The 241-nt window shown below is 71.0% G+C and carries 1 pseudogene; it reads left to right on the top strand.

What is annotated here, in order from left to right:
- A pseudogene (locus ACTFO6_RS19595) lies at positions 1–241 on the top strand (ATP-dependent DNA helicase RecG); the annotation flags it as partial.

Raw genomic sequence — 241 nt, 5'->3', positions numbered from 1 at the left:
CAACCACCCGGCGTGGCGGCGGATCAAGTTCGAAGAGCTGCTGGCCCAGCAGTTGTCCATGCGCTTGCATTACCGCGAGCGGCGCGCCCGGGTCGCGCCCCGGCTTCCAGCCCGGGGCACCCTGAACCGGCGGCTGATCGAGTCCCTGCCCTTTCGCCTCACCCGGGCCCAGGAGACTGCGTTCGCCGAGATCAGCCGGGAAATGGGGGAGGCGCACCCCATGCAGCGGCTCCTCCAGGGG

Source organism: Pelomicrobium sp. G1, assembly GCF_051905455.1.
Classification (GTDB): Bacteria; Pseudomonadota; Gammaproteobacteria; order Burkholderiales; family UBA6910; genus Pelomicrobium.
This window is presented reverse-complemented; position numbering and strand designations above follow the sequence as displayed.